The organism is Gammaproteobacteria bacterium (assembly GCA_022450155.1).
GTDB lineage: Bacteria > Pseudomonadota > Gammaproteobacteria > Arenicellales > UBA868 > REDSEA-S09-B13.
Genome location: JAKUQR010000011.1, coordinates 1 through 25,385, shown reverse-complemented (window position 1 = coordinate 25,385; position 25,385 = coordinate 1). Strand labels below are relative to the sequence as shown.

At 53.5% G+C, this 25,385-nt stretch carries 27 protein-coding genes; 14 read left to right on the top strand and 13 right to left on the bottom strand.

All coding sequences use genetic code 11. From position 1 onward, the window contains the following. Positions 1-82: 82 nt before the first annotated feature. The 7 genes from MK323_07910 to MK323_07880 form a co-directional block, all read right to left on the bottom strand. On the bottom strand, positions 83-814 hold the full coding sequence (locus MK323_07910; GenBank protein MCH2482086.1) for an ABC transporter ATP-binding protein: 732 nt from the start codon (positions 812-814) through the stop codon (positions 83-85). Next, positions 804-1,529 carry an ABC transporter ATP-binding protein gene (locus tag MK323_07905; protein MCH2482085.1) on the bottom strand — a complete coding sequence of 242 codons (726 nt, stop codon included), beginning with the start codon at positions 1,527-1,529 and terminating at the stop codon, positions 804-806. The genes MK323_07910 and MK323_07905 overlap by 11 nt, the downstream gene beginning before the upstream one ends. Beyond that, positions 1,522-2,487, bottom strand: coding sequence for a branched-chain amino acid ABC transporter permease (locus MK323_07900; protein ID MCH2482084.1), 966 nt, complete (start codon positions 2,485-2,487; stop codon positions 1,522-1,524). The genes MK323_07905 and MK323_07900 overlap by 8 nt, the downstream gene beginning before the upstream one ends. Continuing rightward, on the bottom strand, positions 2,487-3,380 hold the full coding sequence (locus MK323_07895) for a branched-chain amino acid ABC transporter permease (protein ID MCH2482083.1): 894 nt from the start codon (positions 3,378-3,380) through the stop codon (positions 2,487-2,489). The genes MK323_07900 and MK323_07895 overlap by 1 nt, the downstream gene beginning before the upstream one ends. 174 nt (positions 3,381-3,554) lie before the next feature. Continuing rightward, positions 3,555-4,826: an amino acid ABC transporter substrate-binding protein gene (locus MK323_07890; protein ID MCH2482082.1), complete on the bottom strand. Its 1,272-nt coding sequence runs from the start codon at positions 4,824-4,826 to the stop codon at positions 3,555-3,557. A 350-nt stretch (positions 4,827-5,176) separates the two neighbouring features. Next, the gene (locus MK323_07885; GenBank protein MCH2482081.1) at positions 5,177-5,341 is read right to left on the bottom strand and encodes a hypothetical protein; all 165 of its coding nucleotides are present in this window, start codon (positions 5,339-5,341) and stop codon (positions 5,177-5,179) included. A gap of 23 nt (positions 5,342-5,364) precedes the next feature. Then, positions 5,365-5,667 (bottom strand): Gfo/Idh/MocA family oxidoreductase, encoded by a 303-nt coding sequence (locus tag MK323_07880; protein MCH2482080.1) that lies wholly within the window; start codon positions 5,665-5,667, stop codon positions 5,365-5,367. A 119-nt stretch (positions 5,668-5,786) separates the two neighbouring features. Here MK323_07880 and MK323_07875 point away from each other — a divergent pair, with 119 nt between their 5' ends. From MK323_07875 to MK323_07860, 4 genes are all read left to right on the top strand, one after another. Continuing rightward, complete coding sequence (locus MK323_07875; GenBank protein ID MCH2482079.1) at positions 5,787-6,188, top strand: hypothetical protein; 402 nt, start codon at positions 5,787-5,789, stop codon at positions 6,186-6,188. Positions 6,189-6,328: 140 nt separating this feature from the next. Beyond that, positions 6,329-7,300: a dihydrodipicolinate synthase family protein gene (locus MK323_07870; protein MCH2482078.1), complete on the top strand. Its 972-nt coding sequence runs from the start codon at positions 6,329-6,331 to the stop codon at positions 7,298-7,300. A 143-nt stretch (positions 7,301-7,443) separates the two neighbouring features. Then, positions 7,444-9,534 carry a hydantoinase/oxoprolinase family protein gene (locus MK323_07865; GenBank protein ID MCH2482077.1) on the top strand — a complete coding sequence of 697 codons (2,091 nt, stop codon included), beginning with the start codon at positions 7,444-7,446 and terminating at the stop codon, positions 9,532-9,534. 4 nt (positions 9,535-9,538) lie between these two features. Continuing rightward, positions 9,539-11,200, top strand: coding sequence for a hydantoinase B/oxoprolinase family protein (locus MK323_07860; protein MCH2482076.1), 1,662 nt, complete (start codon positions 9,539-9,541; stop codon positions 11,198-11,200). Here MK323_07860 and MK323_07855 read toward each other — a convergent pair. Beyond that, positions 11,186-12,202, bottom strand: coding sequence for a homocysteine S-methyltransferase family protein (locus tag MK323_07855; protein MCH2482075.1), 1,017 nt, complete (start codon positions 12,200-12,202; stop codon positions 11,186-11,188). The genes MK323_07860 and MK323_07855 overlap by 15 nt on opposite strands. Positions 12,203-12,398: 196 nt before the next feature. On the opposite strand from MK323_07855, the gene alr reads away from it, so the two are divergent. After that, positions 12,399-13,586, top strand: a complete 1,188-nt coding sequence (gene alr / locus MK323_07850; protein MCH2482074.1) for an alanine racemase — start codon at positions 12,399-12,401, stop codon at positions 13,584-13,586. A 126-nt stretch (positions 13,587-13,712) separates the two neighbouring features. Here alr and MK323_07845 read toward each other — a convergent pair whose 3' ends face one another. Further along, positions 13,713-13,895, bottom strand: coding sequence for a hypothetical protein (locus MK323_07845; GenBank protein MCH2482073.1), 183 nt, complete (start codon positions 13,893-13,895; stop codon positions 13,713-13,715). 250 nt (positions 13,896-14,145) lie between these two features. Here MK323_07845 and MK323_07840 point away from each other — a divergent pair, with 250 nt between their 5' ends. Then, entirely contained in the window at positions 14,146-15,876 is a 1,731-nt protein-coding gene (locus MK323_07840; protein ID MCH2482072.1) for an amidohydrolase family protein, read from the top strand. Positions 15,877-16,048: 172 nt separating this feature from the next. Here the strand turns inward: MK323_07840 and MK323_07835 are convergent, their stop codons facing one another. Both MK323_07835 and MK323_07830 read right to left on the bottom strand, forming a co-directional pair. Then, positions 16,049-16,243: a hypothetical protein gene (locus MK323_07835; protein MCH2482071.1), complete on the bottom strand. Its 195-nt coding sequence runs from the start codon at positions 16,241-16,243 to the stop codon at positions 16,049-16,051. Between the two features lie 261 nt (positions 16,244-16,504). Next, positions 16,505-16,912, bottom strand: a complete 408-nt coding sequence (locus tag MK323_07830; GenBank protein ID MCH2482070.1) for a SufE family protein — start codon at positions 16,910-16,912, stop codon at positions 16,505-16,507. Positions 16,913-17,124: 212 nt separating this feature from the next. Between MK323_07830 and hisI the strand changes: the two genes are divergently transcribed. Continuing rightward, positions 17,125-17,610 (top strand): phosphoribosyl-AMP cyclohydrolase, encoded by a 486-nt coding sequence (gene hisI / locus MK323_07825; protein MCH2482069.1) that lies wholly within the window; start codon positions 17,125-17,127, stop codon positions 17,608-17,610. Further along, complete coding sequence (locus MK323_07820) at positions 17,585-18,277, top strand: protein-L-isoaspartate(D-aspartate) O-methyltransferase (GenBank protein ID MCH2482068.1); 693 nt, start codon at positions 17,585-17,587, stop codon at positions 18,275-18,277. The genes hisI and MK323_07820 overlap by 26 nt, the downstream gene beginning before the upstream one ends. Here MK323_07820 and MK323_07815 read toward each other — a convergent pair whose 3' ends face one another. Then, complete coding sequence (locus tag MK323_07815) at positions 18,278-19,339, bottom strand: TauD/TfdA family dioxygenase (GenBank protein MCH2482067.1); 1,062 nt, start codon at positions 19,337-19,339, stop codon at positions 18,278-18,280. It abuts the gene before it with no gap. A gap of 168 nt (positions 19,340-19,507) precedes the next feature. Here MK323_07815 and MK323_07810 point away from each other — a divergent pair, with 168 nt between their 5' ends. The 6 genes from MK323_07810 to MK323_07785 all read left to right on the top strand — a co-directional run bounded on the left by MK323_07810 (position 19,508) and on the right by MK323_07785 (position 25,079). Next, the gene (locus MK323_07810; GenBank protein MCH2482066.1) at positions 19,508-20,962 is read left to right on the top strand and encodes an amidase; all 1,455 of its coding nucleotides are present in this window, start codon (positions 19,508-19,510) and stop codon (positions 20,960-20,962) included. A gap of 43 nt (positions 20,963-21,005) precedes the next feature. Beyond that, a complete protein-coding gene (locus MK323_07805) occupies positions 21,006-21,305 on the top strand; it encodes a hypothetical protein (GenBank protein ID MCH2482065.1) in 300 nt (99 codons plus the stop codon). A 118-nt stretch (positions 21,306-21,423) separates the two neighbouring features. Next, positions 21,424-22,254 (top strand): SDR family oxidoreductase, encoded by an 831-nt coding sequence (locus tag MK323_07800; protein MCH2482064.1) that lies wholly within the window; start codon positions 21,424-21,426, stop codon positions 22,252-22,254. Between the two features lie 88 nt (positions 22,255-22,342). Continuing rightward, positions 22,343-22,930, top strand: a complete 588-nt coding sequence (locus tag MK323_07795) for a thymidine kinase (GenBank protein ID MCH2482063.1) — start codon at positions 22,343-22,345, stop codon at positions 22,928-22,930. A gap of 51 nt (positions 22,931-22,981) precedes the next feature. Then, positions 22,982-24,187 carry a M48 family metallopeptidase gene (locus MK323_07790; protein ID MCH2482062.1) on the top strand — a complete coding sequence of 402 codons (1,206 nt, stop codon included), beginning with the start codon at positions 22,982-22,984 and terminating at the stop codon, positions 24,185-24,187. Between the two features lie 106 nt (positions 24,188-24,293). Further along, positions 24,294-25,079, top strand: a complete 786-nt coding sequence (locus MK323_07785) for an SDR family oxidoreductase (GenBank protein MCH2482061.1) — start codon at positions 24,294-24,296, stop codon at positions 25,077-25,079. 31 nt (positions 25,080-25,110) lie between these two features. Here the strand turns inward: MK323_07785 and MK323_07780 are convergent. Then, on the bottom strand, positions 25,111-25,385 hold a 275-nt coding region (locus tag MK323_07780; protein ID MCH2482060.1), incomplete at its 5' end, for a GNAT family N-acetyltransferase.

Sequence of the window (25,385 nt, the reverse complement as noted above, 5' to 3'; positions counted from 1 at the left end):
CTAAATCCTACGTCTGGTCATCGCCCTAAGCGCAGCTACCGGGGAATGAGATTCTTTGTCCCCATGAGAGATGTCTAGACAATTATGCGCCCAAGTAGTATTGCTTGATCATCTCATTGTCAGCCAATTCCGCTGCGCTGTTTGCTGCAAATTCAATTTCCCCATGAACAATGATGTAGCCCCGATCCGCAATCTTGATTGCCTGGTTGAAGTTCTGCTCGGCCATCAACACAGTCAGGTTTTTCTTGTCTTTGAGTTCTCTGATCTTTTCAATCATATGACTGACTAGATTTGGTGCGAGACCGACTGACGGTTCATCAATCAGCAGAATCGTCGGATCGGACATGATCCCTCGCGCGACCGCGACCATCTGCTGTTCTCCACCACTCATGCTTCCTGCCAACTGTTTTCGACGCTCCCGCAGACGTGGAAATGTCTCGTAGACAAAATCCAGGTTGTCAACGATTTTCTCGCGTGCCTGCTTACGATAAGCGCCAAGGTATAGATTTTCTTCGACAGTCAGTGCCGCAAACAATCTTCTACCTTCCGGCACCATTGAAATTCCCGCCGCAACAATCTCCTCAGGCTTCTTTCCGACCAGGTCAGTGCGTTTCCCGTCTATTTCCAGAACAATCTCACCACTGTCAGGTTGAACTAACCCTGTAATGCACTTCATCAGCGTACTTTTACCGTTGCCGTTGGAACCCAGTAAGACAACGGTCTCTCCAGAGTCAACGGTTATAGATAGTCCGTGCAGTACTCGAACCGAACCGTACCCACCATCGATGTTATTTACTGTAAGACTACTCTCCAAGGTAAGCCCTCTCTACGTCACGATTATTGACAATTTCATCCGGCGACCCATCGGCGATTTTCTTTCCGGCATCAAGTACCACGATACGCTCCGAATATTTCATGACCGCGCGCATAATATGTTCAATCATGATCACCGCAACACCACGTTCGTTCAGAGCAAAAAGTATATCGAGAACCTCGTCGACTTCGGAACTCGACAAACCCGCCATGGTTTCATCGGAAAGCAATAATGAAGGTTTTGCCGACAGCGCCCGAGCAAGCTCTAATCGCCGCATATCAATTTGGGTAAGATTGGCCGAATTCTCGTCGGCCCGATCTTGCAATCCTACAAGTTCAAGAGATTCCATGGCCTGATCTCGAAGACGACGCTGCTCCAGACGGCCCGAAGCCGCATATATCATCGGTATTTCAAGATTTTCGATGATGCTCATGCTGCGAAAGGGCCGCGGAATCTGGAAAGTCCGAATAATCCCAAGTCTGGCACGATTGCTTGCGCTCGTTCCTGTGATATCACTGCCCTCAAAATTAACTTTTCCCTGTTCGTTGAACAATGCGCCCGAAATACAGTTGATCAAAGTTGTCTTGCCGGACCCATTCGGTCCAATCAATCCAAGTCTTTCCTTGCCACCCAAGGAAATGTCGACTCCATCCAGCGCCACAAAGCCGCCAAATCGTTTTGTCAGGTTGGTAACTGCAAGAATTGGCTCAGCCATTTCCCTTTCGCCTCTTGCGTATGAAATGTATGAAATCCTGATACAAACCTGTAATCCCCTGTGGCGCCAGGGAAATAAAACCTACCAGTACAACACCTACGATCAGCAAATTCAGCTCCGAGGAGATATTGACCGTAACAGTTTCCTGGATTGTGCCGAGAAGCAAACCACCAATGACCGGACCGATCCACGATGCGGTACCGCCAATCATCGGTACGGCAATAGCCATGACTGCAACTAGAAGATTAAAGGCTGAAGCCGGCTCGACGAACGTGATGAAATAAGGAAAAGGAGCGCCCGCTGCGCCCATCAACCCACCCATCACAGTTGTTGAGATCAATTTGAGCTTGAGTGTCGGAACACCCATGCATTCTGCTGCCAATTCGTCATCTCGTATCGCGGCCAATCCTTGGCCAATCTTTGATGAATTCAGGTAGCGAGAAACAATGATGGCAATAAGTGTGATCGCAAGAATCAGTACAAACAACCATTCAATGTAGGAATCAAAGAACACTACATCCTCAGGAATCAGAAGATAGTAACCGCCGGCACCACCAACATATTCCCAGTTGACAACAATAGTTTCAAGAATAATCGCCACCGCCAAAGTTGCGATTGCAAAATAAACGCCTTTTAAACGCAACGTAAAATATCCGACACCCAGACCGATCAAACCGCTTACTATCGGCGCCACCAACACCGCAATGAGCAACGGCGGCGCATCAAACGCCCTATGCAAAAACACGGTGGTATAGGCGCCGACGGCGAAAAACCCACCACTGCCAAAGTTCACGTATCCGGTAAATCCACCAAGAATGTTCCATGCGATGCCCATGATCATCAACTGCATCACGGCATACGTTGCATAAAAATAAAACTCGTTGTCTACCACCATCGTAAAGGCGATGCCAACCAGAAAGAGGGCTGCGATGATGGGCCAGAATTTATTCAGTTTCATCACCCGCGTCCAAACAACCCTTGCGGCCTCACGGCAAGTGTCACCAGCAGTATCCCGTATGCTGCTGCCGGCGCCCAGGAAGGTCCGATGAAGGTCGAAATGAGAGTCTCTGCAATTCCAATCATCAACGCGGCGAAGAAAGTGCCGCTGACGGATCCCATCCCGCCCAGAATCACGATGGCAAAGACGCGGCCGATATAAAGACGCCCGACTGAGGGTTCGACCGGGTGAATCACAATCAACAAAGCGCCAGCGATGGCCGCGGTGGCAATTGCGATGCCAAAAGCCCATTGCTTTACCTTGATGGGATCAGCACCCATAAGCTGCAGCGCTATCCGATCTTGTGATACGGCCAAAATAGCCCGCCCCATAAAGGTCTTCGAGAGATACAAATAAACCCCGCCTGTGACCGCGGAGGCAACGATAAAGGGGACCAACATCCGGTAGGGTAGAGAAACTTTAAAATTCCCCAATGGTATCCAATCATTTATCCATAGAGTTTCACCGATGTAAGGTGCCTGCACATTGCGGTAGTCGACGCCGAAGACCAGAATCAACAACACTTCGATAATAAACATGATGCCGAAAAAATAGGCCAAACCGGTTAGACTTTCCTGACCGGTGCGCTCAAAACAAACGTAATAAAATCGGTACATCCCAATTCCAAGAAGAAAGAAGAGCGGCATGAAAAGAAAACTCGCCACAATTGGATCAAGTCCAAAATTCTCATTGACATAGAATGTGATGTACGATCCGATGATCACGAAAGCGGGGTGCGCAATATTAACGATATCAAGTCGCCCAAAAACAATAGAGAGGCCGAGCGCAACCGCGGCATAAAATCCGCCGAGAAGCAGACCGGATACTACCGCGTTGATAAATAATTCAGTCACGGGCGTGTCAAGCTGCCTGATCGTACGTCGTCGTGTGTCAAAACATTAAAGAGGAGGCCCCGGATTCGCAGTGTTCGCGAGATTCGCGCTCACTGCGACGCGGGGCCCCTTAATTTAATTATCAAATATCAGAAAATTTATTCAAATTGTCGCTTGTTTCCCCGTCTACTTATACTAATCCCGCGTATACGGATACTCAATTTCGCCGTTCTTTACCGATTCCGGATACAGGACAACACGGGTCCCCTCATTTTCGAACTGAGACATATCGCCATCCTTGATATCTCGAAACTGTACTTGAAGGGTACGCGTTTTGGCCCATTCACCATTTGGAGCAAACGACACCGCTCCAACCACTGTATCGAACGTGTTGTTGCGCATGTGCTCTCCGATCGCCGCATGATCCAGTTTGCCGACTGCGTTCACAGCAGCACCCAATACCTGAAGGTAAGCGTACGCGTAGGGCGGCAAGTAGTGTCCGAGAGGATCCACTTTCCCACCCGCCGCAGCGGCTTGATACTTAGCCAGGAATGCGTCGACACCCTCAAAATTCAACGTCGAGGCAGGGACCCAGAAATCATAGTTGACGATGCCGTTCATTTTTGAGCCCAGGGTTTTCTGTATTCCAGCATATTGCAGGCCAACCATTCCGCCGCCAAACATTTTCGCTTTTAGGTCCAGTTCGTTGGCAGCATTCGTTATCCCAACAGAACCTGGGGGATAGGAGCCGACGTACACCAGATCGGGATTGGATGCCATGATGGCACGAACAACCGGCGTAAAATCAGCCGTTCCCGGTGGATAGGTCTTGTCGTAAACGATATTCAACCCCAACTGCTCTGCGTGACTCCGTGCACCGGCTACTGCATTCTTGGCAAATTCGGAGTCGGCAGCCAGAAGCGCGATCGATTGCGGTTGTGGACTCTGGTTCATCGCCAGATTAAAGAAGCCCCGTGACCAATCCAACTTCGGCTCGGGACCGGCAGGCATGATCTGGAAATAATTGTTGTAGTTAAACCGCTCGTTGACCGCCAATCCGAACAGCGCTATGAAGACCATTTTTTGCTTCATGACAATGGGCATTGCCGGTGCAATCAGGTTGGTTCCATAACTCGAAACTACGAGATCAACCTTGTCGACATTGATCAGTTTCGAATAAATACCTGGGACCTTGGATGGATTCGTCGAATCGTCGTAATAGACGAATTCAACCTGGCGTCCTAACAATCCGCCGGCTGCATTGACATCATCCCTCCAAATCTTCATTGCGATCAGGGCTGCCTGCCCCGCACCGGCCAAACCGCCGGTCAAGGTCATGCTGAAACCGATCTTGATCGGGTCGGCGGCCTTTGCAACTGGCGCCAGAGCCAGGGTTACGGCTATACCGGTCGCAACCACCAGCCCTTTGATTGTTGTGCGAAATACACCTTGCTGACGAGTCTTCATAATCATTCCTCCATATATTTAGTACTGTTTAGCGCAAACAATAATGAACGTTCTACTAGAAACTGCCGAAGTTCGATCAACATCGTTTATGCTCCCCCAGGTTTCGAACAACCGTTATCGATCACCTTTTCACATCTGCGACACTTAAAGAATAAACGGTGGCGGTCTATCCTACCGAGACATTAAACTATTCGTCTGCTTTTGTCTGCATCCAAAGTAATTCTGGCAGTTACCGCCCAGTCTCCCCTGGCCTTGCTGCTCCCTAGTCATGCCCGATCTGGCCCACCTTGTTTAACTTGCTGATATCACATACAGATTCCGGTTGGTTCAAGCCAAAATCAAACTCGGCCTCAACCCCGCCCATGGGTGAAATAGTTCGACAAGTCGGTCTTTACATGACCCCACAAAATACCCGGTAGAGTGACCAACATGTCCCAGAGCGTATCCCAGCCCCCCTTGAGTGTTACGGGCGCCATGATCCAGGGAGCCGCTGTCACAATTCGCTTTCTTTCCACTAAATATAGTTCCGGCCGGTCACTCAGTAAACATGCTTGCCCGCAGTCGCCGCCTGAATGACCTGCTCTTCGGGCTGGGCATGAGGAGTAGTGAGAATCACCGCCTCGATGTCGGATCGGTCGAGTGCAAACTGGTAGTCATCCGTAAGCTCGAGTTCATGGTGTTGAACAAAGGCGCGTACTTTGTCTGGAAGCCGCTCAACTGCAAGGTGAATCCTGGGTGGGCTCCCGGTGCGATTGCTGAAACGTTCGATGATGTGGCAACCCCACCAGCCCAGACCCACGACCGCTACGTTCACAACCCCAGCTTGCTCTGTTTGTGCCACCACAAAAATTCCTCATCTTTTGCATCGCCAGCCCGATCCGGACAACTGGGCTGGCGGTTCCTCAGCGCAGATAATCACCTGACCTTCAATATCATACGGAAAAAATCTATAGTAGCCATATGACACTACGGACACTGATCGTACTGGCGCAGTTTGTTGCCGCCTTGGGCGTTTTTTTCTCTGTTGTCTATCTTGCCATCCAGGTCCGCCAGAATGCCAAGATCACCAAAGCGCAGTTTGGCCACAGCCTGACATCACGGCTCTACGAACGATACTTTCTCGCAGCCAAAGACCAAGAGTTCTCGCGGTTCCTGGCGAAAAACTGGTCCACAGATAAACTCGAAGACTACGAGTACTGGCGCATCACCCTGTGGATCAACACCTGCCTGGTCGATATTTTTGACACCTACGATCAGCACAAGCATGGGCTGGTAGACATTACCCATCTCAATATGCGCATGAACCTTCTCCAGGCCGGACTCATGAAGACCCGAATGGGCCGACCAACCTGGGAGTTCTAGAAAGTCAACCGAAGCCCGGAATTCATCGAATGGTTCGAGACCGAGATTTATGGAGGCCTGCTCACGGATACAGATCCAGAAGGGTCTGCGTGGCAGGATCTCAACATGAAGCGCGATTGAATCTCGGGATTATTTAGCCGGTGACAAGATCGAATCCATATCTCGACGAGACTGCCCATGGTGTGTACATCATCAGTGCAACACCCTTTAGTGACAATGGCGCTCTGGACTACACCAGTCTCGATCATCTGATCGACTTCTACCTAGACCAGGGCGTACATGGCCTGACACTGCTGGGCGTCATGGGTGAAGCACCGAAGCTCAGTTCCGAGGAACAAAGCCAGTTTATGCACCGCGCACTTCGGCGTGTTAACGGCCAGCGACCGGTAATCGTCGGTGTCAGCAACCCTGGGGTCGACAATCTTGTGGTGCTGTCACGCGAAGCCATGAATTCCGGCGCAGCCGGTGTCATGGTGTCGGGAATCCCCGGGCTCAAAACAGATGAACAGGTCTACCGGTATTTCTCCCAGGTTATCCATGCGCTGGGACCTGAAATTCCAGTATGTTTGCAGGACTACCCACCGACCACCACCGTCTACCTATCGGTCGGCGTGATCAACCGGCTCATCACTGACTTTCCCTCGATCAAGATGTTCAAACACGAAGACTGCCCCGGACACCGCAAGCTCAGCAGTCTAAGGCGTGCACCAGAAACTGAAGGCGTCCGGCGGGTGAGCATCTTATCCGGCAACGGTGGCCTGTACATGCCACAGGAACTGCACCGAGGTGCAGATGGCGTTATGACTGGTTTTGCCTTCCCCGCACTACTGGCATCAGTGTACGAGATGTTCATGGCGGACCGGGCGGATGACGCCGAAGACCTGTACGACATTTACCTGCCACTGATTCGCCATGAACAGCAGTTCGGGCTGGGCCTCGCCTTGCGTAAAGAAACGCTGCGACGACAAGGGGTATTGGCCTCGGCCAAGTCCCGAGACCCAGGACCCAGCCTAGATCAGGATGACCGGGTGGAACTCCAGTGCCTGTTCGACCGCCTTTTGCACAAACTCAAAGCCGCCGGCCACACCATCCCACCCGGACTGGACCGGTAGGTGATCGACATTCCGACCGACTCACTTATCATCAGAATACTGACTCGCCGGCTGGTCTCGTCAAAAGTTGTTACCATCAGGCCCTTTGGCTGGCATGAAACGTCCAGAAACTCGAGAGTTGGCTTGACAAGGCCTTTCCGCAGGTGAGCAAAAAACAAATCGATATCCGACTGGCCGTAGACGTTGGTGGGACGTTTACAGACATCGTATTAGAGACACCCGAGACTCAGACTACCGCCAAGGTGCTGACGACGACCTCTACCCCGGAAGAAGCTGTTATCGCCGGTGCGAAAGAGGTCTTCGCGTCAGCAGGTATTGATCCCACTTCAGTCGATCTTGTACTCCACGGCACAACGCTTGCTACAAATGCGATCCTCGAGCGCAAGGGTGCCGTTACGGCATTGATCACGACTGAAGGGTTTAGGGACGTTCTAGAGATCGGCTACGAAACCCGCTACGACCAGTACGACGTTTTTCTGGAAAAAGTCACGCCGCTGATCTCCAGAGACAGGAGATTGTGTCTTTCTGAACGGATTGACATCAATGGTCAGGTGATTCTTGAACTGGACGAGTCGGCCATACCGGGACTGGTACCCGACCTGACGGCAGCGGGCGTTGAAAGTATTGCAATCGGGTTTCTCCACGCCTATGCCAACCCTGTGCATGAGCAAACCGTCGCACGCACTCTGGCTGACCTAATGCCGGATATCCCGATCACTCTGTCATCGGAAGTCTGTCCCGAGATTCGTGAGTATGAACGGCTGTCGACCGCGTCGGCTAATGCTTATGTACGGCCCGCGATGGAAGGATACCTGTCCCGCCTTGAAATCGGCCTCCAGGCAATCGGCCTGACCTGTCCGGTACTGCTGATGACCTCGAGCGGTGGTTTGACCACGCTGGAAACCGCAAAACGACAGCCGATCAGGCTGGTTGAATCGGGCCCCGCGGGAGGTGCGATTCTCGCCCGCAATCTTGCTGTGGAACTGGGACTGAACCGGGTGATCGCCTTTGACATGGGTGGCACAACCGCAAAGATCAGCCTGATCGAAGACTTCGAACCGGGGAAAGCGCGTGAATTTGAGGTCGACCGACAGGCTCATTTCAGAAAAGGCAGTGGTTTACCGCTTCGAATACCTGTTATTGAGATGGTCGAGATCGGTGCCGGGGGTGGCTCTATTGCTCGTATAGACGGTACCGGACGGGTCACGATAGGACCAGACAGCGCGGGTGCAGATCCCGGGCCAGCGGCCTATGGTCAGGGCGGCACACACCCTACGATTACCGACGCTGATATCGTGCTCGGGAAAATCGACACTGCACAGTTTGCAGGCGGCAAACTTTCTCTCAATTATGACGCAGCTGCCAAAGCCCTGGACACAAATATCGGCGAATCGCAGGGGCTGACTACCCTGATGTCGGCATTTGCGGTCAATGAAATGGTAGACGAAACCATGGCCAACGCTGTACGTGTTCACACCGTAGAAAAAGGTCACGATGTGGCCGAACACACTGTGATTGCATTCGGCGGTGCAGCGCCGCTGCATGTCGCCAGGCTGGTCGACAAACTGGGTATAGACTGCTTCATCATTCCGGCTAATGCCGGTGTCGGGTCTGCCGTCGGTTTTCTGCAGGCACCGATCTCGTATGAAGTTGTACGCAGTCTTTATATGTCCCTCGACGATTTCGACAGCACACCAATCAACCGGATCTTCGATGAAATGCGGGAGGAAGCCCTGGCGGTAGTCCAAGCTGGCGCAGGCGATAGTCCATTGACTGAAGCACGGTCTGCATTCATGCGTTACCGCGGCCAGGGTCATGAAATCTCCGTACCCATCAGTGGTGATACTTTCGACGAACAGACCATTGCGGCGTTGAAGTCGAACTTTGATAAACAGTATGCTGCCCTTTTCAGACGGACACTGCCCAACGCAGAGATCGAGGTGCTGACCTGGGTGCTCACGATTTCAACCCCTGCCCAGAGCCCTGTTATTGGAAAATTGGGAAACACCCGGCTCCAAGCCGATGCCATTGGGGAACGCCAGGTGTTTGACGCTGAACAAGACAGTCACATACATGCGCTGATCTACAATAGGAGCACCCTTCAGCCCGGCTCCACTCTGACAGGTCCGGCGATTGTCGTCGAATCACAAACTTCGACTTTCGTCCCCGATGGATTTAATCTCAATGTAAGTGCCGGTGGCCACCTGGTGGTTGAACGAGACACAGGACATTAAAACCATGAACAAAAGCGGAACCCTCGACACCATTCGAATGCAGGTGATGTGGAATCGATTGATTTCAGTCGTCGAAGAACAGGCCCAGACACTGATGCGCACCGCTTTCAGTCCGATCGTTCGCGAATGCGGCGATCTATCGGCTGGGGTATTCGACGCCCGCGGCCGTATGTTGGCACAGGCCATCACCGGCACACCCGGCCATGTGAATTCTATGGCCGAGTCGGTAAATCACTTTATTGATCATTTCCCACTTGAAACGATGGTCGAAGGTGACATTTACATCACCAATGATCCGTGGATGGGCACTGGCCATCTAAACGACTTTGTACTGACCACGCCGTGTTTTCGAAATGGTAATTTGGTTGCACTTTTTTCATGCACCTCCCACTTGACGGACATCGGTGGAATAGGTACTGGCCCTGATGCCACCGACGTACACATGGAAGGCATCTACATCCCCATGCTTAAACTGGCTGATGCAGGCAAGATCAACGAGACTCTGATGGCCATGGTGCGGTCCAATACCCGCCAACCGGTGGAATCGGAAGGCGATGTCTATTCCCTCGCGGCCTGCAATGATGTGGGCTGCAGCCGCCTGGTAGAAATGATGGATGAGTTTGAACTGGATGATCTGGATACGCTGGCCGACTTCATCTGTGACAAATCTCTCGCTGCTGTTCAGGCCGAGATCGCTAACCTGCCCAACGGGGTGTACCACAACAGTATGCGTATCGACGGCTTTGACGGGCCCCTGGATCTGGTTGCAGCGCTGACCATAGACGACGCGTTGGTGATTGTTGATTTTGCCGGTACCTCAGGTATGGCAGTACACGGCATCAACGTGCCGATGGCTTACACCACCGCCTACACCTGTTTCGGTCTCGCCTGTGTGATTTCACCCGAGGTGCCCAACAATGCGGGCTCGCTGGCACCGTTTCGTATCAGGGCGCCGGATAAATCAGTACTAAATGCGCCCTATCCGGCTGCAATCAATGCCCGCCATATCGTCGGGCAGATGCTGCCAGATGTGGTTTTCGGCTGCCTGGCGCAGGTAGTACCGGAAAAAGTGCCCGCCGAAGGGGCATCCTGCCTGTGGAATCTGACGTTTCGCGGCAAGACCGATCGCGGTGCAAACAACTCAGATATTTTCGCGATTACGGCAGTCACCAATGGTGGCACAGGTGGCCGCCCCGTCAGCGATGGTCTTTCTGCCACCGCCTATCCTTCCGGTGTTCGCGGTACACCGGTTGAAATCAATGAATCGGTTGCCCCTTTGCTATTCTGGCGCAAGGAATACCTACCCGACTCGGGCGGCAGCGGCCGCTACCGGGGCGGGCTCGGCCAGGTCATCGAGATTGAAAATGCGATCGGTCAGGACATGGAACTGCTGGCTGCATTTGACCGGATCGATTTTCCGGCCCGCGGCCGGGCCGGTGGCGCTGACGGTGCTGCAGGACGTGTGGCACTCAAACAGAACGGGGAACTGCAAGGCAAGGGCTGTCAACAAATCCCTGCAGGCGATCGGCTGATCATCAACACCCCCGGCGGTGGTGGATTCGGACCCGCACCTCAGCGGGACCGGCAACTGGTCAGAAGGGACCTCGCCAACGGTCTGATTTCACACCAAGCTGCCGTCGGCGACTATGCATTAACCGACGGGTAAACGGTCACCAACCTGTGCTGGAAGCCGGCCAACCATTGCCTGGATATGTTCGATCGTGGCACCGCAACAGCCACCGATGATCTGTACGCCCTGTTCGACCCAGCCGCGACAGGCCTCAGCAAAACTCTCGGGTGAGACCCGGCCAATATCAAGAAAACCGGGAGTTGGCAACCGGTCAGTCTGATCGGCTTGCGGTTGAGCGCTCCGCATGGTCTCCGGATAAGCCATGATCGGCCCGGTCCAGCGATCACACAACACCTGCAGCCCGGGCGTCGTGTCCCCAAGCGTGCTGTGCATGATCCCAAAGACGTCTCCCCCGACATTTTGAAGCGCATCGATGATCTCATCCAATGGCAGCGGCAGCGGTGGTGCATGGTCCGCAGCAATACGCCCTTGCGTGGTCAGATCCCACCCGACTACGGCACCATTGTCCTCAAGGCTGCAGCTGACACCCACCCAAACCGGTAAGCCGGTCTCAACGGCCGCCTCCAGCGCACGACTCGCGTGCTCGATATCGAGCATCATTTCGAGGATTAGAAGGTCGACACCTGAATCAGCCAGCGTGTTCGCCATCTCCCGGTAGTTTGCGATCTCCTGTCTTTCGGTAGGAATAAACCGAGGGTCGGGACTGATAAAACCTGGCTGCCAAGCCACTGTGTTGGACATGCTGCCGGCAATCGCCACCGGCCGGCTTGGCGCGACAGTGTCGCGGGCGTTTCGGGCTAACGTTACAGCCTGCTGATTTATCGCGACGGTATCGCTGTCCAGCCCGGCACCAGCCAGAACATGACGGCAGGTTGCAAACGTATTGGTCGTGATTACATCCGCGCCGGCACGCATATAAGACTCATGCACTTGCCGGACCTTCTCTGGATGGTTCATGTTGGCAACAGCACACCAGGCTGCGCTGTCCATCTTGGCACCTAGACGTTCGATTTCGGTACCGGTCGCGCCATCTAGCACGATGACATCGCCGTGGGCAATTTTTTCGTCCAGGATCATCTTTTCATACGCTTTATAGGTCTATTGTCTTCGGCAGGGAAAATCCGCTACCCACGACACTTGCCGAGGAGAATTTCAGAACAGTTAGGTTCCATAGTACAGAAACTGTGTCAATAAGCGATAGTGAGACGACCCAACCCGAACCTGTTTCAGTGGTACATTGGCTTTATCTGACTGATCGTGATGGGGATACATCATGTGGCTGCCGATAACCGATCGTGATCAAATTCAGCGCGCAATGGCGGGCTATCCCTGCTGGCTCGAAATGGACCTGGATAGCCTGCGCTTCAACCTTGCCAACATACGTTCCCGGGTGGGTGTCGAAGTCATGCCGGTGGTGAAAAACAATGCCTATGGCCACGGGCTGGTTCCAGTGACCCAGTGTCTATATGACGAAGGTGTACGATGGTTCCTGGTGGCTAAGTTGTACGAAGCTGACGTGATTCGCCAACAGTTCCCGGAATCAAAGGTGTTGTGTATGGACACCTTGTTTGGTGATGCCGCCTATGACCTGGTGGTCTCTCGCGGTATCTCTCAAGCGGTTTTTACACTGGAAATGGCCCAACGGCTGAACGATACCGCACAACGGCACAATACCCGGGCCAGTGTATTCATCAAAGTTGATACAGGCCTGAGGCGTGTCGGTGTACACCACGAGGCCGCACCGAACTTTATCGAGACTGTCTGCAATTTGCCTCATGTCGAACTCGCGGGACTGTTCTCCAGCTTCATGCAGCATCCAGACGAAGACCAGAACATGCTGGCTCGATTCAACGAGGTCGCCTCAGAAGTGGAACGACGGGGTATAGAGGTACCGCTGCGTAGCATGGCCAGCACTAATGCGATATTTCACCAGCCCGAGGCATGGCTCGACATTGTCCGCCCTGCGATGTGCCTGTACGGTGTACACCCGTTTGCCAATGACCGCAACGTCAACCTCGCGCTGAAGCAGGTGCTTGAACTCAAATGCCGAATCGAGTTTGTAAAAGATATCCAGGCAGGTGATTCAGTCACCTATTTTGGCACTTTTGTTGCACAACATCCTATGCGTATCGGCACCATGCATATGGGGTTCTTTGACGCCATTCCACGTGAACTCGCCAACAAATACCGGGTCAAAGTTCAGGACCGCTATTGTCCCGGCGTCGGCACAATAGCGCTCAACCATTCCCTGCTGGACCTCACTGACACAGCAGTTGCAGTCGGCGACACGGTCACCGTGATCAGTCGTGACGGCGAAAACAACTTATATGAGGTTGCGAGCGCAGCGGGCTGGATGGTCTACAGTGTGATGAATCACCTGAACACCTGGTTGCCGCGGCTGTATCTCGAAAATGGCGAACCCACTGCCCTGCTGGACCCCGTCAAATTCGACTCACAATAAGGCGTACTCTATTGGCTTAAGGTCACAACCGTGCCCTGGCAGAACCTGGGTTCTGCCTGTATAACATTTTACGCTGTCGACCTGCCCGCGACAAAATTACTCAGGGCAATGAATAGAACCTAGCGTTCAGAAGACGACTACAAACGCAACCACAGCCATTGCTGACATTGCGACAGCACGGCGCATGGAAGACATTTCAGACCACCGCTCCCTGACTCCACTCCAGGTCACGGGGAAGCTGGTGAAGCGACCAATGACCATGAATTTGCTGCTCTTTTTTCGACCTGACACAAAACGACTTCTCTCCACAACACACTCCTGATTACTTCTAGTTAACAATGACACACTCTCTTTGGTCCAACTGATAAATTCAGGGGAACTGAGCCTTATACCGATTACAGTGGTAATACTCAAGCAATAATTAGAAACCCGACTGTCGATGAAGATACTGACTATCGGCCGGTCAGGGTTGAAACACCCTCGAGCGTCACCTATGCTCAACAGATCATAAAGCTGCGATCAGACGAATCAGCTCACCCGAAACCAATGGAGAAAATTCATGGGGCTCGACCTGGCAATCAAAAACGGAATCATCGTAGACGGGTCTGGTGGACCACGATACCGGGCAGACATCGGCATTCAGGACGGCAAGATCGTCGAAGTGGGCCGCATTCGCAACAGTGCGACCGAGGTTATTGATGCCGAGGGCAAGGTGGTTGCCCCAGGATTCATCGACGGGCACACCCATATGGATGCCCAGGTTGCCTGGGATCCTTTGGGCAGTTGCTCCTGCTGGCACGGTGTGACCAGCGTGGTCATGGGCAACTGCGGCTTTGCACTGGCACCGTGTCGGCCCGAGCAACAGGAGTGGTTGGCGCGTTGCCTGGAGGCGGTTGAAGACATACCTGTCGAAGCGATGATGGCCGGGATCAACTGGACCTGGGAGACCTTTCCTCAATACCTGGATAACGTGGAAAAACTGCCTAAAGCCATCAATTATGGCGCTTTTCTCGGACACTCTGCGCTACGCATGTACACCATGGGCGACCGTGCGCTGACCGAAACTGCCAACGAAGATGATTTGAAACACATGGGCGACTCAGTTTCTGAAGCCCTGGGCGCCGGTGCGCTGGGACTGAGCACATCACGGGCGTCAACCCACGTCACACCCGACGGATCCCCCATCGCCAGCCGTATTGCCGACTGGAGTGAAATCGATTACCTGGTTGATGTGATGGCCCAACAAAATCGCGGCATATTCCAGATCGGGCCAGATGTGTCCAGCGGTGAGGCCCATAAGACGTTCCTGAACCGCCTGCAGAAGATCGCGGTAGACAGTGGTCGGCCAGTCATGTTTGGCACCCTCTCGACTCGGCAAGGTGCGGATCCATTTCCCTGGCAATCCCAGATGCAGTATCTGGACGATACTGCCGACGCCGGTGGGCGTGTGTTCGGTCAGACAACGACACGCCCGATTATCGCCCTGTTTTCGATCAAGTCGTATCTGCCGTTTGATAATCTGCCAACCTGGCGTGAACTGCGGGAACTCCCTATCCGGGAACAGCAACAGCGCTTCGCTGACCCAGACACCCGACGTGCTCTGGTTGCGGACGAAGCCGGGATGAAGCCGCGGGACAACACCTTCCAGGGGGGTGGGGCAGCGACCACAGACCCCAAGAAACCCGACTATACCAACCTGTATGCCCTCAAGGGCGTGGATTGGGATGACCCGAGTGTCGATGAGTTGTCCAGGATACGGGACCAGCATCCAGTCGAGGTCATGCTTGACCTGATGATAGAGAATGAGAACCAGTTGTTTGTACAACCTCTGGTTAATGAAACACCAGAAGATGTGCTGGGCATGCTCCGCCATCCCCGAACACTGGCTACGTTTTCAGATTCCGGTGCCCACGTTTGTCAGGAAATGGGGTCCTCTTTACAAACCCACCTGTTGAGCTACTGGGTACGAAACCGAAAAATGTTTACGTTAGAGGAAGCTGTGCGCATGGTGACCTTTGATAACGCTTCGGCATTTGAACTCACCGACCGCGGACTGCTGCGACTCGGCTATCGCGCCGATGTCGTCGTCTTTGATGAGGCAACCATCAAGCCCCGGCTACCCACTGTCGAATCAGACTTACCTGGAGGATCACGACGTCTGGTCCAGAAAGCCGACGGTATAGCCGCTACAGTGGTGAACGGCGTAACAACATTGCTTGATGGTGAGTCGACCGGCTGCTACCCCGGCGAGGTCCTGCGGGGAAACCGATCGAATCGCGACCTGCCATAACCCAATTAACACGTCTATAGAGTCTAAAATCAACTGGCAGTAGAGCTAAATCACTGATAAAGAAAACCCCGCCTGAAAGGCGGGGCAATCATTCACACAACTGTAGAGAGAGCTGACTCATAAGGCATCACCACGATTAAAGTCCCCGCCTCTGGTCAAGACAGATCAGAATTTATACGCTACAGCTCATGTCTTCTCCACAGCACATTGGCGATTTGATCTTTCCACAGCCAGCCGGACACTTGGCCACAGCAACGGTTTTTCCGTCATCGGTTGTGATGTGATCGTGTACTAGTTCCTCACCGCACTTTGCACATTTCATTCCGGTCACACCCATACCGCACTGATCACAAACATATTGAACCATGATCTATCTCCTTCTGCTCCAGCATCGGGTTGTTTCATTCAGCTGGGCGCTTAGCCGACACAAATGAACCTGGGCTACAGTAGGCGACACACCAACTGACCGTTCGCTATTCTCAGGTAGCATCAGTAGTTGGTTCAACACCGTTTTCTACAAGGTAATTGTCCCTGTATCAAATATTTTTTCACAGGTCCCTCTGAACGAACGTTGCCGGAAGAAAATTGACAAACAACCCCGTACATCGAGGCCTTTGGCGTTTAACAGTCAAACGGCCTGCAACCTGGTCTGCATCATCTCGATCATCTGGTAAAACCCGTTGGTGCGGTTCATAGAAAGCAGTTCATCCATTTTGATCGCACGGAAATGCTCGGTGGTAATCTGACGGGCCTCATCGACCGGTGAAGAGTTGAAGATATCAAGCAGCATGTACGCATATCCACCCGCTATCAGGGCATCACTGTAGGCCTTAAATCTGTCGTCTTCCCAGTCCACATACAGCTCGAACTGACAGTAACTTACCTGGTTTTTGGGTAAACACCTGTTTGTGCTGAGTCGGTCATCGGTCAGTTTCTGCCCGAGCGATATCATCCAACGATAAACCTCCATACTGTCGATAGCCCGAAGAGCCTCGATGTTATCCTTGTATTCGTTGATCTTGTCTATGAATGCCATTTACCTGCCACACCGTTATTTTCAGAATTTATTGAAGATAGACCGAAAACAGCTCCATCTGACGTCAAATTACCGACAACAGTATTATGACATCTTCAGTCAAATGGATACTCCACAGGGGATCGCCATTGCGTGAACCCGGCATAACTTTCTAATGCGGCAGGGAAGATAGGGCCGATTGCGGTAAAATTCAAGTGGCGGAGACTGAACCCATGGACGATGGCACCATTTTTACGGCTCGAACGAGTATCGAACAGGTGGAAGAGTCAACCAGCCTTGCACCAAAGTTCGATGCCAACAGCCTGATTCCCGTAGTGACCACCGACTTCACTAGCGGGGAAGTCCTGATGCATGCCTACATGAACCGTGAAGCTTTCGCCCGTACGATAGAACTTGGAGAAGCGGTCTACTATTCTCGCAGCCGAAAGGCCCTTTGGCACAAGGGACAGACCAGCGGCCTGGTTCAGATCGTCAAGGAAATCCGCATTGACGACGACCAGGACTGCGTGTGGCTGCAGGTGGACGTACAGGGTGGTGCCAGCTGTCATGTCGGCTACCGCTCCTGTTTCTACCGCACAATCCCTTTTGGCGACTCGGCTGCACGCACAGAGGGCCTTGAACTGGAGTTCACCGAAACCGAGAAAGTATTTGACCCAGTCGAAGTTTACGGTGATGCACCCAACCCCACCAAACTCTAGCCAACGAACCTCAAAACAGTTCGAGACACGTGGCAGCAGCCGGGCCAGAACCAAGCTGGTCGAACAACTAAAGAACAAAGGTATCCGAAACCTGGCTGTGCTGAATGCACTAGAGGCCGTACCGCGGCACTTGTTCCTGGATCCAGACCAGATTGACAGCGCCTACGTCGATACGGCCCTGCCAATCGGCCACGCACAGACTATTTCGCAGCCGTATGTTGTTGGTCTTATGAGCGAGATGGTCCTGACGGCCGCAAAGAAGAACCAGCGGGTCCTGGAAATCGGCACTGGATGCGGCTATCAGACCGCTATCCTGTCCCATCTATTCGATAGGGTCTACTCGGTAGAGCGAATCCTCTCGCTTTTACAGAGAGCGGAAAAGAACCTGGAATCGCTGTGCATTAACAATGTCACACTGCAACACGGTGACGGCACAATCGGATGGCCAGGACAAGAGACATTCGATGCAATCATTGTCACCGCGGCCAGTGACAACCTGCCCAAACCGCTCTTCCGTCTTCTTAAACCCGACACCTGCCTGATTGCGCCGATTGGTGGACCTGGAGATCAGCAATTGACCACGCTACGAAACCAAAACGGCTTGATTTCCAGTGAGACTGCTGAGGCCGTGCGCTTCGTACCGCTCCTGTCCGGAACCTGCAAGTAATCAGTCGCTATCAAGACCGGCCATCGGCCGGGCATCGTCTTCGGGCAGCCAACTGCGGTCTTCCCCTGAATACAACTCACCCGGATTGCCGCGCGTTGTAGTGCGCCACATCAGTCTTTGGTGGTTCTGTGCATCGTACCAGGTCGCGCAATGCAGCAAGTTACGGTTGTCCCAGATCAGAAGATCGCCCTGACTCCATTCGTGAACGTAGGTGAATTCCGGCTGAGTCATATGCATCATCAGTTCGTAAAGCAGCGCTGCACCGTCACCCTCAGGGCCCGGTTCCATACCGACGAAAGGCCCATCGATCCAGTCCATCTGTCCTGCTTCACACAGATAAAGTGATCGTCTGCCTGTCACCGGATGCGTCCGTACCACGGGCTGGCGTTGTGGCCTTTGGTGCGGGAGTAAAGGTTTTGGTGTCTCACCGGCTTTGACAGCGTACTCGGCTCGCCCGATGCCGGGTATTGCATGAATGCCCTGCAACCCCTCAACCGTACTTTTGAGATCAACTGATAATGCATCGTAAGCGCTCGCCGCGTCGGCATAGAGCGTCTGGCCCTGGCCAGGTGGCGACGGGAGCACAGCATAAAACAGGGAAATATCGGGCGGCGGACGACGAAAACTCTGATCTGTGTGCCATCCACGGCGCTGTGGAAAACTGACCGGCAGCCCACCTGCCGGTGTCAGTGGTGGGTCAGGCTGCGCCGGTGGCATCTGGCAACTGGGCGGCATATTCGTGATCTGAAGAATCTCCGGAAATTCAGGATGAATCTTCTTCTGCTCGGTTAAGGTTTGTTCGTAATTCTCAACCTCCGGACCGAAAAGCCGGCTCAAGCGTGTGAGTAATCCGGGTTCCGTGTGAATATCATCAAGTCCGGGCAAGTGGAGCAGGCCACCCGTACCGTAAAAAGCCTGTACAAGTAAAGCAGGAGAGGATTCGAGGGCACACACGGCTGAATCAAGGGGGGAAGTCCCGGCAAAGCTGATCCGCCCACCGAAAGACGCACTAGTCAGCGGATCAACAGTGAAGAGCCTTCCATTCCCCGCATCTAGATTCATGGATATGTCGCCTGATCAATAATGGCCGTTACCGGCTTCACAATTCTATAGCGCGGGGACAAACAACGGCTACTGGTCTGTCGCTCATGGCAAGCTGATCGGCCGGTATAATGTTTCGAACCAAAGTCACACTGCGAAGGTATCAGTTTCAACCATCCAAAAGAACCCATGACCGAGATTACATTAACCCCGGCAATCAAACTTGCACAACAGGTAAAGCGCAAGGAAATCAGTGCAGTGGAACTGCTCGAACTGCACCTGCAACGCTACCGACAGCATAACCCGGTGATCAACGCTGTCATATTCACGCAAATTGATCATGCCTATGAACAGGCACAGGCCGCTGACGAAGCCGCGGCCCTGGGCAAAACAACCGGCCCGTTACACGGTGTGCCTATGACCATCAAAGACAGTTACGACTGGATCGGTTCACCGTCGACCTGGGGAATACCTGAACTGATGGACAATTATCCCGAAGTTAACGCGGTCGCTGTGCAGAGACTGCTGGACGCGGGGGCGATTATCTATGGCAAGAGCAATATTCCGCACAAACTTTCCGACTGGCAGTCATTTAACGCGATCTATGGCACCACCAACAACCCCTGGGATCCGACGCGTACGCCCGGCGGTTCATCAGGCGGCGCGGCTGCTGCATTGGCCACCGGTATGGCCAGCCTGGAGATCGGCAGCGACATTGGTGCCTCAATCCGCAATCCTGCACACTTTTGCGGTGTTTATGGCCACAAACCGACCATGGGTATCGTACCGCTTCAGGGCCACCTGCTGCCCGGAGACTCTGCCTACCACGATATTTCCGTGGGCGGCCCCTTGGCACGAAGCGCCAGCGATCTAAAACTGGCGCTGGATATTGTGGCGGGGCCGACGGGCGAACTCAAAAAGGCCTGGCAGTTTCAACTTCCGCCACCGCGCAAGAACAATCTTAGTGAATTCAAGGTCGGGGTTCTGATGGAAAGTCCTGTGTGCGCGCAGGATGAAGAGCTGACTGAACAGCTACTGGACACGGTCGCCGCTCTGGGAAAAGCGGGTGTGCAGATCGACTATGCGGCCGACCCGGGTTTTGACTGGCGTCGATACCAGGAGGTCTACCTACTGTTGCTTCGGGCCACCACCAGCGCTGGATATACCGATGAGGAGTATGAATTTCATCTTCAAAGCGCTGCTGCACGAAAGCCTGATGACACCCGCTACCGGGCCTATCTTGATCAGGGCATCACGATACGCCATCGCGACTGGTGGGCACTGCACGATGAGCGGGAACAGATGCGCCTGCGCTGGCGGGCATTTTTTGAACACTATGATCTTCTGCTGTGTCCGACCGCAGCATCTACTGCCTTCGTACACGATCACATGGGTGAGCGACCCGACCGAACCATCGACATAAACGGACATCAGGAGCTTGTTGTGGACCAGCTCTTCTGGGCGGGGCTGTCCAGCGTGGTTTATCTGCCATCTACCGTTGTACCGGCGGGACTGACCCGCTGCGGCCTGCCCTGCGGTTTACAGCTGATTGCGCCCTACCTGGAAGACAACACGGCACTCCAGTTTGCACAGCTGATGGAAGATGTGATCGGTGGCTTTCAGCCGCCACCTGGGTACGAATAACCGAGCAACGGCAGGTGTAGTTAACCATCGCCACCAACAACCGATGAATAGCGAAACGGCTGCCTCAGAGCAAACACAACGTTTCAGCCCCGGTGATCCTGCCGCACGCGAACACCTGCTGGATCAGGGCTATGCTGTCTTCAAGCCAGTGGTCGCGCCCAAACAATGCAGTATCGGCCTTGGACACTTCTGGGACTGGATCAGGGTGGTCTCTGATCAAAAGGTCATGCCTGGTGATGTCGATACTTATCATCACTGGCCGTTGAGTCCCAGACCACAACCACACATCGACCCCACATATTCTCTCCCACCGATTCGTACGCGGACTGGCAGACTAGAGTGAAACGCGGTGACTGTATGATATGCCCAGACAAACCTGCATCGATGACGCCACAACGTTTTCGCCTTATCGGCTACAGTAGCCAGGAAACTTGGATTCTGACCCGCAATTTTCATTCGTGATGACAGCCCAATCGCTAAAACTAGAAGGGCGCGTCGCTATCGTCACGGGAGCAGCACGGGGAATTGGCCGGTCCATTGTAAAAAAGCTGGCGAGTGAAGGCGCACAGGTGATTGCCAACGACCTGGATGCAGCCCCACTTGCTGAGGAAGTGGACAAGCTGGCACAACAGGGACTAACGGTCCACGCCCTGCCTGGCGACATCACCCAGCAAGCAACAGCTGAGGCTCTTGTCTCCACCGCACTCGACCGTTATGGCAATCTCCATATCGTCGTCAACAACGCCGGCTACATCTGGAATTCAGCAGCAATCAAACACACCGACGAACAGTGGCATGCCATGCTGGACGTTCATGCGACGGGCCCGTTCCGACTGTTGCGCGAAGCCGGGCACCACTTCCGCCAGCAGGCGAGTGTCGATCCACCGGACAGGCTACGCAAGGTTGTCAACATTTCATCGATTTCGGGTGTCTACGGTGCAGCAACACAGCTGGCTTATTCCACCGCAAAGGCTGCGGTTGTTGGCATGACGAAAACACTGGCCCGTGAATGGGGTCGTTATCATGTCACTGTCAACTGTGTCGCCTTCGGTTATATCGACACCCGCCTGATTCAACCATTCGAAGATCAGCCCAACCGCGTTACGATCAAGGACCGCGACCATCCGGTTGGCCTTACCGCAGCACAACGAGAATCGGCGAAGGAGATGGCGGCACTTGGGCGCCTGGGCCAACCGGAGGATGCAGCGAATGCGGTTTATCTGCTGTGCATACCTGAATCCGATTTCATCACGGGTGAGGTGCTGGTCGCCAGCGGCGGCCTGATGAACTAACCGGTCAAACAGTTGTCGACATCTGGTCAGCTTCACGCGCACGGTATCATTGAAGGACTGCCTTAAACACAATCTCGGTAGCTGACCCATGGCTAAACTCTATTTTTATTTTTCAGCGATGAATGCCGGCAAGACTACGACTCTGCTGCAATCCAGCCACAATTATGCCGAACGCGGCATGGAGACACTGGTGCTCAAACCACGGATCGACGAGCGTGAAAGAACCAGTCGCATCCGCTCCCGAATCGGTCTTGAGGCCGAAGCTGTCGAATTTGGCCGCGGCGACGATTTACTGCAGATGATTTACGATCGGGTGGATCAGGATCGTCTAGATTGTGTTCTGGTCGACGAAGCGCAGTTCTTGAGCATCGATCAGGTCAGACAACTGACTGATGTTGTCGACCGGCTCAACATTCCGGTGCTGACGTACGGCCTGCGTACTGACTTTCGTGGCGAACTGTTCGAGGGCAGCCAACAACTTCTGGCTCTCGCCGATGAACTCAGGGAAATCAAGACCGTGTGCCACTGTGGCCGCAAAGCCATTATGACTGTGCGACTGGACAACGACGGCAAACCGATTCACGCAGGTGAGCAGATACAAATCGGCGGCAACGAGCGCTATGTTTCGATGTGCAGACTTCATTTTAAGGATGCGCTTGGTGATACTGAACGATAATCAACACTCACGCACTATAGATCCACATTTAGACAGATCACGGGATCAATCATGACGGCTGACGCAATACGCTGTACCAACGATCTGAAACTCAGTAAGACCCTGCTCGCCCGACAGGAAATCAAGCGACTCAATCGGTCGATAAAACGCAAATCGGAAAAAGGCAAACAGTCCGCCACCCGCCGCCATCTACTGGCCACATCAGTTCGACTCAGCCCTGGCATGGCTGCGGGGGTGCACCAAAAAGCCGACCGTTGTGTTGAACGGCTCGGTATCGATAGCCCGCTAGAGCTCTATGCCTATGCGAGTCCACAATTCAACGCAGCCTGCTTTAAGCCTGAGGAAGGCCGGGTCTTTATCATGTTCTCATCCAGTCTGCTGGAAGCCTTCAGTGACTCAGAACTGCTGTTTGTCATGGGACATGAGCTCGGCCACCATGTTTATGACCATCATAAGATTCCGATCGGCTATCTACTCAGGGGACGACAACCGCCACCAGCCGATCTGGCGCTTGATTTGTTTGCCTGGTCCCGTTACGCCGAGATCTCCGCTGACAGAGCCGGGGCCTTTTGCGCCCAGGACCTGGAAAGTGTTGCGCGGGCACTGTTTAAGCTGGCGTCTGGCATTACCGACGAGCGGGTCGTGCGGTTTGAACTCCACGAGTTTCTCGCCCAGGTCGATGACATGCTGGCATATGATGACAAACCGGGCCAAGGTGCACCTAAACAGGACTGGTTCTCAACCCATCCGTTCAGTCCCTTACGAGTCAAGGCACTGAAGCTTTTTCATGAATCTGACCTGATGGCGGCCACTGGTATAGATAAATCAACACTGGAAGACCAAGTACATCAGGTCATGAGCCTGATGGAGCCGGATTACCTGCAAGGTAAGACAGACAGCAGCCGCGCGATGCGCGATCTTTTTCTTGCTGCTGCGGTTGTCATTGCTAACACCTATGAGGGCATCAGCAAAAAAGAACGCGACACTCTAAAGCGTTACCTGGGTGAGGCTTACTCGCTCGACACACTAGACTCTGACCGGCTTAAAGAAGATCTGCCGCGCAGAACCGCTGAAGTCAAAATTCGAGCCAGTCATACCCAACGCATGCAGGTACTGCGCGACCTGTGTGTCGTTGCTGCTACTGAACAGCCGATCTCGGATGCTGAAAGAGATCTGCTAAACCATATCGCATCTGAACTGGAGGTACCGGTGGGGTTTGTAGTCCAATGCTTGGAATCAGACATCGAACTCGATTAATGGTCATAACATGTCTTCGTCGACTACCGTGCTATAACAACCAAGCCAATGAGACAAAGAGACAGGGGCTTTCCTTAACACAATACGATCAACGGAGTTGATTCAGATGGGTATATCGATTGCAGGCAAGATCGCAGTGGTCACAGGTGCAAGCCGTGGCATCGGAGCGGGCATCGCCCGGGTGTTCGCTGACGAGGGCGCAACCGTGATCTGCGCTGCCCGCTCCAAGGACGATGGTAATACGGTGGTTCAGTCAATCAACAACAGCGGCGGCCGATCTGAGTTCTTTCAGGCGGACATTCGCGAGGAAGATGATTGCCGGGCACTCATTGAACACGTTGTCGGTGCTTATGGTCAACTGGACATCATGTGCCACAACGCGGGTATATATCCGGATCTACTGATGGAGGAGATGCCCACCGAGGTCTGGGACGACACCCTAAACACCAATCTGAGATCGTGCTTCCTGCTGACAAAACCCTGTATTCCGATCATGCGACAACAGCAGTGGGGTCGGATTCTCTTCACCTCCTCGATCACTGGTCCTAACGTGGCTCAAGCCCGACTTGCAGCCTACTCCGCCAGCAAAGGTGGTGTGAATGCATTCATCAAGGCAGCGTCACTGGAACTGGCCAAAGACGGCATTACAGTCAACGCGGTCAGTCCCGGCAATATTCTGACCGACAGCCTCAAAGAACTCTACGGTGAGGACGGTGCCAAGGAAGTCGCTAAGGTGATCCCGGTTGGTGATCTCGGTGATACCGCCGACATCGGCTACGCGATGGTGTACCTCGCTTCCGACCAGGCCAAGTTTGTTACCGGCCAGGCAATTGTGGTCGATGGCGGGCAGATCCTGCCTGAAGACCCGGACTCATTCCTGCGCAACGAATAACACAACCGCCCGACTAGATCCAGGCAACGCGTCAAACTGTCAGCACCCTTAACTGCATGGATACCCGTTTCGCCTGACCGATCCTCTCGAGCGAGACTTCCTGGAAGCCCAGCGTATTGTGAAACTTCCGCGAGGCTTCGTTCAGAGGTTCGACATTGTATTCACAGACAATGTTTCCGATCTGTTGGCTAATGGCCCATGCAAATAGGTCCTCGTATAGGATTGTGCCCAGGCCCTGACCTCGAGAACGGTCTCGAACGACGATCCGGTCGATATAGGCAAAATCATCATAGTGTTGATCAAACC